The following is a 13,324-nucleotide window of genomic DNA, read 5'->3' as shown; positions in this document are numbered from 1 at the left end:
TGTTTTTCGTGGCCCCATGGCGAGATTATTTACCTCAGCTGACGGGTCATTGAGCAGATGGTTTGAGCAAGCCGAAATGAGATCCAGCTATGTTTTAACTGTTATGGGGGGAAGAGAATATTAGAATGGATATTGCATAACTTATTGTATTTATACTTGAAATCTATATCAAGCAGAGATGAACCTTAGACTGGACTATATTCTAAGTCACTTGCTTCAAAACAGCTCGCCAAGCCTCCAGCGCGGGCTGTTTTTTTATGTGTCTGCCGGGGTTTACGTTGGGCACACATCACGGCCAGAGCCTGGACCGATGAGCTAAAGCCGTGTGCAAGCAGGAATTGCCAGCTCAATCCAGACAATCAGATATCCCGATATTTTATCGTTTCCATTGACTTTTCATTCGCTCTGAAACCACTGCGATAGTTGGCTTACCTGCGGGATACTCCAAAATAGCGGTGTTCTCCCGGTGCGAAACGGAGCCTATGGATGCCCAAAAACAACCCTGAAACGGACAACACTTCCGGTGATCAGAAAGCAGAAGAGTGGATCCATTCTGTCTCTGAAATTCTTCGTATCAACATGGATGGTGTGCAGGGCACCACGGTTGAAGGCTCCAGCCCGCAAGGCGTTCCCAATGGAGAGCCGACAGAGCACGTTGACGGCCCGGCCGGGAACCATATGCCGCCAGAGCCCCAAATCCCGGACCTGTCGCCGGAAATCAAAAAAGTCCGCGCTAAATTTGAGGCCTACAAGAAGCGCCGGAATACCTTCAAGGATGTCCGTGATCTTGAAATCTTCGATAATTACGTAAGAAAGACAGCGGGTATTCTGGACAAAGCGACTGATCTGAACAAGCTGCAGAATGTCGATGCTGCAGAGGATGTGTTGGACAATGCAAACCTTACTCTGCAAGAGATCGAGGAGACTTATGCCCGCGGTGTTGATTCCGCGTGTGTGCTGCTGCATCGCAAGCAAGAACTGGCAGATATCAGAGCCCGTTTGAAGTTCCTTGCGAGTTTTGACCTGGAGGGCTTCTCACAGGGCCGTCAGGAGGAGGCTCCTCGACTGGCCGGGCTCATCAAAACCAATGCAGATAAAGCAGAGGCACAGCTGAAAGCTGGCGAAATCAAGGACAGCCGGGATACCTTTCTAGCATTGCAAACCTATCTGGAAATGCTGGAGCTGACGCTCAAGGAAGTACCGTCAAAGGAAACACAAAAACCGCGCAAGGAAACTTCCGTACGGGCTTATACCGGCGGTAACTCAGTGGCTGCGGCTCAGGAAGTACTCACTGAACTGAATAGATTGTATGAAGAGCAGCACAAGATCCCATTCACGGATAGAGAAGAGTACGCACGGAGCAGGGAGAAGATATCGGCCCAAAGAGAGTTGCTCAAAAACCCCGATCACCGGATCAACAATGCCGACCATGATGGAATCTTTACCCAGTTTGAGCCTTTAGGAGAGGACGGCAGGTCCGTTCTTGATAGCGGCGAATACGAGAAAGCCGGTAACAAGATTCATTTGAGTGTCCAAATGGATCAACTGGCACAAGCTGGAAACATTCTGACGCCACTTTTGCTCTCACCGGATAACCCCTTCCTTTCTTTCAAAGTCACCAATATGGACGGAGCGGTGGCAGCGATTAAAGATGATCAGGAGAAGTATTCCGCTGATACGCCTGAGGCCAAAGCAAAAATAGCAGAGCAAAAAGCATATTTCGATCGGGTCACCCAGGGCGCACAGATCACGCTTTATCCTTATGCTAAGGACACCAGCTATCCTGATGGCGCTGAGGACTTTGGTTTTTTCCTGAAACTGCTGGAACAGGAACTGGCAGCCGCTGGAATTCAACCGGGCAAGAACCCGGATTCAGATGCCGGCCTCGAAGGCTTAAGCTTTGCAACCTTCCGCAATGAAGAAGGCTCGCGCGGTGTTGGTGTGGACGACGAAGACCAGCTCGAAGAGAACCGAAAGATGCTGAGGAGCAAGCCGTTTTATCAGGCTCTCACCAACAAGGATTACAAACCAGAGGCCCCTGAAAAGAGCCCAGCCTCTCAGCAGGAAGAGGCTGAGAGCAAGAAGAGTGCCCGATAGGGTAAGCCACCCCGGTTAATCGTAATCGGCTCATCGGGGGTGATCGAGCAATACGATCCGGCCAGTGCTGCATGAACTCTGCGCAGTCTCTCTTCCCAGTCATCAATGGGGAGAAGCCCCGCGACGAGCACTTTGCGCTCCGGATCACTTGTTAGCTCTCGCAACAGCCCGAAATGACGCTGATCACTGCCCAGTACTCTGACATGCGCTTGATCGCCAAGTGCGTAAGCAATCTTAGCACCGTCAATCCAGTTCAGCGTATAAATCAGCCTGGGCTCATCAGCCTGCAAGAAACCACGGCGGTGGAGAGCCTCCCTCACATCAAACCAGTCCATAGCGCGGATGGTATCATCCCAACGGGCAGCAGACGCCAGCGGACGCGTCAGAATTCCCGTTTTAAAATGCAGTCCGCCCAGCACCACGACAGTGAGGATCACCCCTGCGGATGCCGCAAACGCACGTTTTGCGGTTGCTGCACCAGTTGGTTTGAGGCTGGCGAACCAACTCCCCAAGAGAGGGAAGAGGAACAGATATCCAGCCATAGGCCAGTGGGGAAGCGTGTTTCTGGAAAGCAAAGCCACCGCGTTGAAAACCACGATCGGAACAATCGCAAGGCACAGGAGATATCGATCGGCTCTTGTTTTCTCAGCTGATCTGAAGTGCCTCAGCAGGAGCCATAGGAACACAATCAGCGTAACCGGTTGAAGATAGGCCAGTTGTCCCAACAGCATGCGTCCGGAATTGATGAGATGCACCACAGGTTCAAAGTCACTGGAAGAGACTGAACGTGAGAGCTGAAATCCGAAGGACTGCCAGCCGTTCACTGCGTTCCAGTAGATGACCGGGCTGAAGACCAGCAGCGCGATCACCACGGCAATGTATAAGCCTGAGCTATGGAGCAGGGGCCGTGTTGTTCTGTTGGAGAGCAGGAAAAGCAAGACACCAATTCCGCTCAGAACCGCCATGTATTTTGAAAGCAGCGCCAACCCAAATGCCAGTCCGGCAACTCCCCAACGCATCTTGCTTATGTGTGGTGTTGTGGTCTCCAACAGTGGTGCCAGTGCACTGGCTGCAACCAACAAGAAGAGCATCATGGGCCCATCCGGTACGATCCAGCTTCCAGCCGACAGAAGGAAAAACGGGGAGATGGAGAACCATGCAATCGCCCATGCCCCCGCCTTCGCACCGTAGAAGCGGGCGGTCAGCTGGTACAACAGCAGCGTGGATACAACCGACATGGCGATGAAGGGCGTGCGGAGCACAAAGCCTGCCTCAGAGCCTGTCAGCCAAGCGGTCACATGGACAATCCAGAAGGTCAGCGGAGGATGGTCAAAATAGCTGAGAGACAGAAGTCGGGCCATGACAACCATGTAGCTTTCATCAACGCCCAGACCCAACATGGCAGCCCCGTAAAATCGGGCGAGCACTGCAGAAAAAACTATAATAAAAACAACAATGGCAACACGGGCTGGTGTGACGGTTCTGTCAATCATCAGCTGCCTCATGATCAGGTTACATCGCTTATTCTTAGGATGGGGAACAGAGGGTCGGGCACAGTCAGGTCAACCGCAATGCCAACAGGCAGTCTCACGGCAACTCAACAACACTCAGACATTCTCTCCACCTCCAATGCCTTTCTTCCTTGTGAGCCTGAAGTTAATCTGAAGAGTATGTCGTATTTTTATCAGTGCAGAGATGACGCGTGGATCAACGGCAGGCAACCGCACACAAAAAAGCCCGCGAAACGATGGCTTCGCGGGCTTGTTGTTAAGTCGGCTTAAGCTCAGGCAGCTGCGAGTTTTTCGCTGCGCAGTTTGTTGAGCGCGCTTTCGGTCACTTCAAAACGTGGGCCATAAGCTGCTGCCAGCTCGTCAGCACGTTTTTTGAAGGCCTCAAGGCCGATGCCGTGGATGAATTGGAGAGCACCGCCAGTGTGTACCGGGAAGCCGATGGCGAAGATAGAGCCGATGTTGGCTTCCACCTCTGTGCGTAGCACGCCTTCATCCAGACAGCGCAGGGTCTCAATGGCCTGACGGTACATCATGCGATCTTCCGCATCCTGCATGGAAACGTTCAGATCACGCTCTTTGAACTGGGAAAGACCATCCCACAGTTTCTTGGAGCCATCGCCAGCGTACTCGTAGAAACCACCGCCGTAATGACGGCCACCACGGCCCATGTTCACCATGGACTGGCCAACCTTTACGTTGGAGCTGTCATCTGCCGGGAAGCCATCTTCAACACCAAGGCGTTTATCCAGCGCGATGTGGGTCTCGTGGATCTTCTTGGTGAGAACCATGGAGACTTCATCATGCACGGCCAGCGGACCAACCGGCATGCCGATTTTCCACGCAGCACGCTCAATGGCAACCGGGCTCATGCCATCACGCATCAGAGCCAGACCTTCATCCAGATAGGTGCCGAACACACGGCTGGTGAAGAAACCACGCTTGTCGTTGACCACGATTGGCAGGTAGCCGATCTGCTGCACGTAATCATAGGCTTTGCGCAGGGTATCGATGCTGGTTTTGTCGCCGACAATGATCTCAACGATCTTCATTTTATCAACCGGCGAGAAGAAGTGCAGGCCGATGAAGCGGGTCGGATCAGGGCAGCTTTCCGCCAGAATGGAGATCGGCAGGGTCGAGGTATTTGAGCCATAGATACCGGTATCAGAAAGCTGCTTGTAGGTTTCAGGGATAACTTTCTCTTTCAGAGAAATATCCTCAAAGACCGCCTCGATGATGATGTCGGTGCCTGCAAAGGTGTCATCGCTATCTGTCGGAGTGATGCAGCCAAGAAGAGCTTCCTTCTTCGCCTCATCCATGCGGCCCCGTTTGATGGCTTTGTCTGCCAGTTTTACGGAGTAGCCTTTGCCTTTTTCAGCATTCTCTAAGCTCATGTCCTTGAGTGTGGTTGGCAGACCACGGCTTGCATGTGCCCATGCGATGCCAGAACCCATCATGCCAGCGCCGAGGATTGCGGAGCTGCCTGCCTTCCAGGCATCCCCTTGCGGGCGAACCTTGCCGGACTTGATGGCCTGCATGCCGAAGAAGAACGTGGTGATCGCCGCGCGAGCCTCGGTAGAGCGTAACAGAGTCGCAAAGCCACGGCTTTCATTGCGCAGCGCGCTGTCAAAGCCCATGCGCATGGAATTGACGGCAATGTCCATCACCTTTTCAGGTGCTGGCATCAGGCCACGCGTTTTGTTGTAGAGCATGGTTGGCGCCATCGCGGCCACCATGCGCACATTGGCGCTTTCCGCATTGCCACCTGGATAGCGGAAGCTTTTTTGATCCCACGGCTGAACAGCGGCCTCAGGGTTGGCTTTGATCCATGCCTTTGCAGCTGGGATCAGCTTTTCCGGCATATCAACCAGCTCGTCCACCAAACCGGCTTTCAGCGCTTTTTCCTGACGCAGCTGCTTGCCTTCTGCCAGCAGTGGCAGGGCTGCTTCCAGTCCCAGCTTTGCGGTGAGGCGGACAACGCCGCCAGCACCCGGCAACAGGCCGAGTGTCGCTTCCGGCAGGCCAACAACGGCCTTAGGAGAGTTGAGCAAAATGCGGTGGTTACAGGCGAGGCAAATCTCAAAGCCCCCACCAAGCGCGGCACCGTTGATGGCCGCAACCACTGGCACTGGCAGCTTTTCCAGCTGGCGCAGCGGGGCTTTCATCTCTTCCACGTAGGCGAAGATATCTTCCGGGTCCATACTGCCGTGGAGCATCTCTTCCAGATCACCACCTGCAAAGAAGGTCTTTTTGGCAGAGGCGATGATGACACCGGAAAGGCCTTCTTCAGCGGACAGCTTGGCCATCAGCTCTTTCATGCCTTCAAACCAGGCACGGGTCATGGTGTTTGCGGACTTGCCAGCTGAGTCAAACGTGATTGTAACAATGCCGCTGGCGTCTTTTTCGTAAGTGTATTCAGACATGGTCTTCCCCGTTATACGCGCTCAACGATGGACGCGATGCCCATGCCGCCACCAACACACATGGTGATCAAGGCACGCTTCTGGTTCCTGCGTTCCAGCTCATCAATCATGGTGGACACCAGCATGCCGCCGGTTGCGCCCAGTGGGTGACCCATGGCGATCGCACCGCCAACCACGTTCAGCTTCTCGTCCGGTACATTGAGGTCCTTCTGCAGACGCATCATGACGGAGGCAAAAGCCTCATTGATCTCAACCAAATCAATATCGTCGATGGTCAAGCCAGCCTTGGCCAGTGCCTTCTTGGAAGCTGGTCCCGGTCCGGTGAGCATGATGGTTGGATCAGACGCCGTCACAGCAACTGAGAGCACGCGGGCGCGAGGTGTCAGACCCATGTCCTTACCGGCCTGTTCGCTGCCGAGCAGGATCAGGGACGCTCCATCCACGATGCCGGAGGAGTTGCCTGGAGTGTGGACGTGGTTGATTTTTTCAACTTCCGGATAGCGCGCCAGAGCAACAGCATCAAAGCCCATTGCCCCGTGCTTTTCAAAGCTTGCACGCAGGGAGCCGAGGGTCTGCATGTCTGTTTTCGGCTTGATGAAGTCGTCTTTTTCTAAAACAATGATGCCGTTCTCGTCTTTGACCGGCACAACGGACTTGTCAAACCAACCGCTATCGCGTGCGTGCGCTGCCCGCTGCTGGCTGGCAACGGCTGTTGCATCCACATCGTCACGGCTCCAGCCTTCAATGGTGGCAATCAGATCTGCACCAATGCCCTGTGGCACGAAGCCCGTGGCGAGCACGGTTTCAGGGTCTTCGCTGAACGGTCCACCATCAGTGCCCATGGGCACGCGGCTCATGCTTTCATATCCGCCTGCACAGATCATATCCTCCCAGCCGGATGCAATACGCGCTGCGGCGGTGTTGAAGGTATCCAAGCCAGAGGCGCAGAAACGGTTGACCTGAGCGCCAGCCACGGTCTGGTCCCAGCCCGCTTTCTGCAGGGCGATCTTTGGCAAAACAGCGCCCTGTTCGCGCACCGGGGTTACGCAGCCCATCACGACATCATCCACCCGGGAAGTATCGAGGTCGTGTCGGCCTTGCATCTCGGAGAGCAGGGTGGTCACCAGATTGATTGGTTTGACTTCGTTGAGGGATCCATCCGGCTTTCCTTTGGAACGCGGAGTGCGGATCGCATCATAAACGTATGCTGTCGTCGCCATGTGTTTCTACCGTGTCTTGTGATCTTCAAACAGATTAAGGACCGGGGCAACCAGGTCGCCCCGATTGAACTCATGCAATTTCGCGGTTCTGATCTTCCCAGAACGGCTCGCGAAGTTTGTTCTTCAAAACTTTGTTCATGGCAGAGAGTGGTAGTTCCTCTACCAGCGACATGGAGCGTGGGCATTTGTAGCCAGCAATGCGCTCTTTTGTGTGGGCGCGGATCTCTTCAAAAGTCGGGGTCTTGCCTTCCTTTGGTACAATCACCGCATGAACAGCCTCACCGTAGGTCTCGTCAGGAATGCCGATCACCGCCACCATGGACACATCCGGATGCGTGGAGATCGCGCTTTCCACCTCGGCGGTGTACACGTTCTCTGCACCTGTGATGATCATGTCCTTGAGCCGGTCTTTCAGCGAGAGGATACCCATGTCATCCACCATGCCGACATCACCTGTGCGGTAGCCGCCATTGCGCAGCACGGCGGCTGTCTGGTCCGGAGCGTTGTAATAGCGCTTCATGACAGCTGGAGAATACAGCACCACCTCACCAATTGTGTTGGTTGGCAGTTCATTGCCGTCCTCATCTTCAATGCGCAGTTGGATGAGCGGCGAGGCGGCCTGCCCGGCGGCACCAAAGCGCATGAGTTCGCCTTCGTGAAATTGCCTTGCAAGGAACGTCGCCGCCCCAGCTTCTGTCATGCCGTAAACCTGCATGAGATCGGTCTTTGGAAATTTCTCCTGAATCAACTTCAGCAAGGCCTCAGAAATAGGCGAGGCGCCGTAATAAAGCTGTGACACACGCAAGAAGTCTTCAGAGTTAAACTCCGGAGCGTGCATCAGCATCTGGAACATGGCCGGTGCCATGAGGAAGGACGAGACGTCGAAGTTCTTAACCGCAGCCACCACGATATCCGGACGGAACATCGGCACGATCAGTGACGGCTTGTTCTGGATGAGGCGAGCCAGCAGCAGGCCATAACCGGAAAGATGGAACAGCGGCATGACCAGAAGCGCAGGCCGGTCATGGTAAGGAACGCCGTTGGCAGCAACAATGTTGGCACTGGCGAGCATGGAACTATGGGTGTGAACGACACCTTTCGGGAATCCGGTGGTGCCGCCGGTGTAGCTCATGAAGCACTCGGTCTCCACATCGCGGTCCAGCTCCAGCGCAATCGGCTCACTCAGGCAGTCCGCATAGGCTTTGGTGCCTTCAGGCTGCTCTTTCTCTCCCACATGGATGAAATGCTTCAGGCTATCCGCACGCTCTTTGATGGCCGCCACCATAGGCGAGAACGTGTCGTCATAAACGATGGCCTCCATGCTGGAGTGGCCGATGGCGTAAAGCATCTCTTCCGCAGACCAGCGGATGTTGAGCGGAACGGAGATCATGCCCGCAATCATGGTGCCGATCATCGCTTCCACATACTCAGCGGAATTGAGGCTGAGAATGGCAACGCGGGCGCCCGGCTCAAGGCCAAGGTCTTGCAAACCCTTTGCAAACTGGCGAGTGCGCTTCGCAAACTGCGGATTGCTGAAGGCGCGACCACCAAGGTCTTTAAACAATGGAATGCCGGTGTCCACCTTCTGCAGATGGTTCACAAGCATATCAAAATTCATGGCACCTGCCGGCACCCCAGTATGTGTTCCAACCATAATCCCCTCCCAAGTCATAGGTTGAACAGCGCAGATGTGCGCTGTGCGTATTAAAATGTGACGCCTGTTCTCCTCGTGGTGCGCTGGTTTTGGCGCTTATTGTTTTTCAGGCAATGATGGTATCAATGAATACGCTGCCGGTTTCAGCAGCGTGATATCGAGGCTTGGATGCAGTTTTTGCTGCAACGCGACCCCAAGCAAATAACTTCCGATGGAAACGGCCTGAATGGCTGAATCCAGATCCTGCGGGAACACGCCCTCCGCTTTGCCACGCTCCAGATAAGAGACAAGCAGCCGCTTTACGAACTCGTGTGCGCGTTTCACCGCATCTCCCAAAAGAGCATAATCTGTAACGCTGCCAGCCATCAGTGCGAAATAAGCCTGATAACTGGGCTTGTTCTGCAAATCCTCAAAGTGAATGTCGATATACTGCCGGATCGCCTCCCTTGCGTTTGTCTCCGGTGGAATCTGCCGGGTGACGTGTGCCTCGGTCTCGCTCACCATGCGGTCGATCAGCTTGACGAACATCTCGTCTTTTTTGCCAAGCCGTTGAATGGTGAGACCGCGGCTGTAGCCCGCTTTCAGGCCGATGCTTTCACAGGTCGCCATCTGAACACCTTCTGCGTTGATGATGCTCACCAGCGCGTCAAAAAGCTTGCGTTCAGATTCCTCCCGCCGTTCTGCCTGTGTCTTCTTCTTTTCCAAATCAGCCAACATTCACTTAATTTAATTGTTGAACGTTTAGCAAATAAAATGAAGTGAGTCCATGACGCAAACGTCAGATCATCAATGAATGAGCCTAAGGAATAAGAGGAGGCGATTGCAACTGACAGGAATTGAGGGTCACTCTTGCATCTCTGTTTTGCATATGATGTGCGGGGACGATGCCCTGCACCCAGCAGCAGGTAAGAGCGAGCATCCACTCATCAAAGCGACTGTTACTCTTGCAGCCCCATTCATCCCATCAGGGAACGAGACCAGCAGGGCCGCATACTATTCACAGCACAAACACAAACTGCCTGAGGGGACACCTCAATTTTGATGTGAATAACATCAGAGCTAGTACGTATAGCAGAACTACGGATCGAACTTATCCGATCACCCTGCCATGATGCCACTCTGCACATGGGCACAATATGAATGCCAAATGCCGGATATGCGTTGTTTTTCCTGGGATTTGAGATAATTCAAACACACAATTCCATGGAAAATATATTCCATTCCTTAGAATGGTAGTCTAATTCATCCAAATATTTGCATCATAAATACATCAGATGTTGAAGCGCGTCTTCAAAACAGGCGGTAAAGCCCCGTATTCTGGTTGAATCCCATCAGGAAAATCCTTTTGCCACCTAATGAGTTTGACACACCGCTTCAGCTCGGTTTCCATATCGTGTGTAATTACGAAATCCATCTGATCATTCTCAAGCAGCTTGCGTGAGTTTTCGTTCAACTCATGACCGACAAAGGTGATCGGCGAACCCAGCTCACCAATTGCTTTTGCGATGCCCGTATTTCCGCCAGCAACATTGTAAATACCAAGTGGCCTTGCGCCTTCATCCAATCGCTTTTTGAACAACTGATAGACGGTCTCCGCATCATCGTTTGAGTTGATGATCTCAGAAATGGCGATATTGGGGTAATCCTTGCGCAGCAACCGCCGGAAACCAGTCTCCCGACCTTCCTGACAGTGATAATGAGCGCTGGTTGCAAGGAAGACTTCGCCTGTTTTGCCGCCAGAGAGTTTCCCCAGCAATTGGGCCGCACACAGGCCTGCCGCAATCTGGTCCATCCCAACGTAACCAAGGTGTTTAGGGCTTTGCTGGTCTGTTGTCAGGCAGATCACCGGCGTTCCGGTTTCGCTGATTTCTTCAATAGCGCGGGTGATGGCAGGATGCTCACGTACGGCAATAATGATACCGTCATATTTGCTTGCCCAGGAGATCATCCGCTCTGAAAACACACTCGGTTCAAAGTCTTTGGTGTGCGAAGAAAAGCGCTTGAACCGCACATTGGGATCATCCCCGTAGCGCTGATCCACCAGTCCCATAAGCTCTTCAATGAAACTTGTTCCAGAATCCACCAGCAACCCAACGGTTATTGGAGAAACTTTTTCCAAGGCAACCTCTTCGGGCTCTTTCAGCTCCACCAGTGCCTTGTGAACCAGCCCCACTTTGACCTTGGAAACACCACCCCGTTTATTGAGGACACGGTCAACTGTAGCGGTCGAAACACCTGCCTTGTTTGCAATGTCCAACACACTCGGATTCTGCCAGCTGCCACGCCTCATATATATCACCTTTGATTGTTAAGCCATCAAAACAATCAATCTTGACACCGAAATTCACATTTTGACTTCACGGGAGCAAACCTTCCAAAATATTGAAATGATGGAATATTCGTTCTCTCATCCCGATTTTACATGTAATTTCAGACTCTAAATTGACAGGTACCAGTACTTACATATGATCTTTAGCAGATCAAATTGATGTTTATACATCGGACATTGGGAGAAGTCGTTTGTCGGGAAACATCAACTTCGCGTTGAACCATATGCTTGCACCTCAAATGACGCTGGACGCGTTCTTTGGCATGGCTGCCTCCATGGGGATCAATGCCGTAGAAATCCGCAATGACATTGCTGGCAATCCGTTTGAGCAGAAAACACCAGCAGAAGACGTCAAAGCACTCGCTGAAAAGCATAGCGTCGAAATCATCAGCATCAATGCCCTTCAGCGTTTTAACGAGTGGTCACATACTCGTCTTGCTGAGGCAAACGAACTCATCGGCTTTGCAGAGCGGTGTGGTTCCAAAGCTCTCGTGATGTGCCCGGTCAACGACCATGACTATGGCAAGAGCGATGATGAACTAGCGGCAAACCTGCGTCAGTCTCTGAAAGAACTCAAGCCTCTGCTGGAAACCGCCGGTGTCACCGGTCTGGTTGAGCCTCTCGGCTTCCCGCAGTGCTCCTTGCGCCTCAAGGCAGACGCCGTTGCCGCAATCCGCGATGTGAACGGTGAGGGCGTGTTCAAGCTGGTGCATGATACGTTCCATCATCACCTGGCTGAAGAAACCGAGTTCTTTGCGGACCAGACAGGTCTCATGCACACTTCCGGCGTGGAAGATCCAGACCTTTCCATCGCGCAAATGTTGGATGACCACCGCCTGTTGGTGAGTAAAGCCGACCGTTTGGGCAACGCAGCGCAAATCAAAACCATGCTTGCCAACGGGTACACAGGTCACGTGTCTCTGGAGCCATTTTCTCCAGTCGTGCATGCCCTTGAAAACGTGGTGGACGCCACGCAGGCAAGCTTTGATTTCCTGAAAAAAGAATTGCAGGCGGCAACCGCCGCCTGATCATACCAGGCGACTGATTTCGCTAAATAATTTGGCGTAGATGGGGATCCGTGCCAGCATAATCTTGGGAGAAGTGCCAAATTTCGGCACGGAGGAGGAACTAATGAAACGTACTCTATTGGCTCTAGCTGCATCGGCGATGATGACAACCAGCGTCATGGCTGAGAACATCGGCGTTTCAATGGCTTATTTTGATGATAACTTCTTGACCATCCTGCGCAACGCGATGGGTGACGAAGCAGCCAAAGCTGACGGCGTTGAAATTCAGTTTGAAGACGCACGCGGCGACATCGGTAAGCAGATCGACCAGGTACAAAACTTTGTTGCACAGGGCGTTGACGCAATCATCGTGAACCCGGCTGATACATCCGCAACACCGCGCATCACCAAACTGGCCAACAGTGCCGGCATTCCACTTGTTTACGTAAACCGTAAGCCAGAAGACAAAGAACTGCCTGAAAAGGTTGTGTTCGTGGGCTCTGACGAAGTTGTTGCTGGTCGTTTGCAGATGGAAGAACTGGCCAAGCAGATGGGTGGCAAGGGTAACGTTGCTATCATGCTCGGCGAACTGGCGTCCAACGGCACACGTGGCCGTACACAGGGCGTTAAAGAAGTTCTTGGCAGCTACCCGGACATCAAGGTTGTTGAAGAGCAGACCGCTGACTTCCAGCGTTCTGAAGCAATCGACCTGATGAACAACTGGATCGTGTCTGGCACCAAAATCGACGCTGTTGCTGCAAACAACGACGAAATGGCTCTGGGCGCTCTGATCGCCATGAAGCAGGCTGGCATTGCTTCCAGCGACATCGCAGTTGCTGGTGTTGATGCTACTCCAGATGCACTCGTTTCCATGGACCGTGGCGAAATGTTCGCAACTGTATTCCAGGACGCGAAAGGCCAGGGCGCTGGCTCTGTGAAAGCTGCTTTGAAGCTGGCTCGCGGCGAAAAAGTGGACACCATCGTTTGGATCCCATTCAAGCTGGTAAACAAAGCAAACCTTGGCGAGTTCCTCAACAAGTAAGCAGCTGAGCGGAAGGCTTTAGGGCCTTTCGCCTTGCTCTGGCG

At 53.1% G+C, this 13,324-nt stretch carries 9 protein-coding genes; 3 read left to right on the top strand and 6 right to left on the bottom strand.

Annotated elements, in window-relative coordinates:
• Positions 1–486: 486 nt before the first annotated feature.
• Positions 487–2,097, top strand: a complete 1,611-nt coding sequence (locus tag PsAD13_RS25800) for a virulence protein (RefSeq protein WP_063319921.1) — start codon at positions 487–489, stop codon at positions 2,095–2,097.
• On the opposite strand, the gene PsAD13_RS25795 is transcribed toward PsAD13_RS25800, so the two are convergent.
• From PsAD13_RS25795 to PsAD13_RS25770, 6 genes are all read right to left on the bottom strand, one after another.
• Positions 2,058–3,590 carry a glycosyltransferase family 39 protein gene (locus PsAD13_RS25795; protein WP_063319920.1) on the bottom strand — a complete coding sequence of 511 codons (1,533 nt, stop codon included), beginning with the start codon at positions 3,588–3,590 and terminating at the stop codon, positions 2,058–2,060. The genes PsAD13_RS25800 and PsAD13_RS25795 overlap by 40 nt on opposite strands.
• Before the next feature lie 290 nt (positions 3,591–3,880).
• Positions 3,881–6,028, bottom strand: a complete 2,148-nt coding sequence (locus PsAD13_RS25790) for a 3-hydroxyacyl-CoA dehydrogenase NAD-binding domain-containing protein (protein ID WP_063319919.1) — start codon at positions 6,026–6,028, stop codon at positions 3,881–3,883.
• Positions 6,029–6,039: 11 nt separating this feature from the next.
• The gene (locus tag PsAD13_RS25785; RefSeq protein ID WP_063299736.1) at positions 6,040–7,248 is read right to left on the bottom strand and encodes an acetyl-CoA C-acetyltransferase; all 1,209 of its coding nucleotides are present in this window, start codon (positions 7,246–7,248) and stop codon (positions 6,040–6,042) included.
• Between the two features lie 70 nt (positions 7,249–7,318).
• Positions 7,319–8,902 carry an AMP-binding protein gene (locus PsAD13_RS25780; RefSeq protein WP_063319918.1) on the bottom strand — a complete coding sequence of 528 codons (1,584 nt, stop codon included), beginning with the start codon at positions 8,900–8,902 and terminating at the stop codon, positions 7,319–7,321.
• A gap of 96 nt (positions 8,903–8,998) precedes the next feature.
• The gene (locus PsAD13_RS25775; protein ID WP_208986944.1) at positions 8,999–9,619 is read right to left on the bottom strand and encodes a TetR/AcrR family transcriptional regulator; all 621 of its coding nucleotides are present in this window, start codon (positions 9,617–9,619) and stop codon (positions 8,999–9,001) included.
• 553 nt (positions 9,620–10,172) lie between these two features.
• A complete protein-coding gene (locus tag PsAD13_RS25770) occupies positions 10,173–11,192 on the bottom strand; it encodes a LacI family DNA-binding transcriptional regulator (protein WP_208986943.1) in 1,020 nt (339 codons plus the stop codon).
• Positions 11,193–11,455: 263 nt separating this feature from the next.
• Between PsAD13_RS25770 and PsAD13_RS25765 the strand changes: the two genes are divergently transcribed.
• Both PsAD13_RS25765 and PsAD13_RS25760 read left to right on the top strand, forming a co-directional pair.
• On the top strand, positions 11,456–12,259 hold the full coding sequence (locus PsAD13_RS25765; RefSeq protein WP_063319917.1) for a TIM barrel protein: 804 nt from the start codon (positions 11,456–11,458) through the stop codon (positions 12,257–12,259).
• Positions 12,260–12,362: 103 nt separating this feature from the next.
• Positions 12,363–13,280 (top strand): sugar ABC transporter substrate-binding protein, encoded by a 918-nt coding sequence (locus tag PsAD13_RS25760; protein ID WP_063287514.1) that lies wholly within the window; start codon positions 12,363–12,365, stop codon positions 13,278–13,280.
• Positions 13,281–13,324 lie beyond the last annotated feature (44 nt).

Source organism: Pseudovibrio sp. Ad13, assembly GCF_001623225.1.
Classification (GTDB): domain Bacteria; phylum Pseudomonadota; class Alphaproteobacteria; order Rhizobiales; family Stappiaceae; genus Pseudovibrio.
This window is presented reverse-complemented; position numbering and strand designations above follow the sequence as displayed.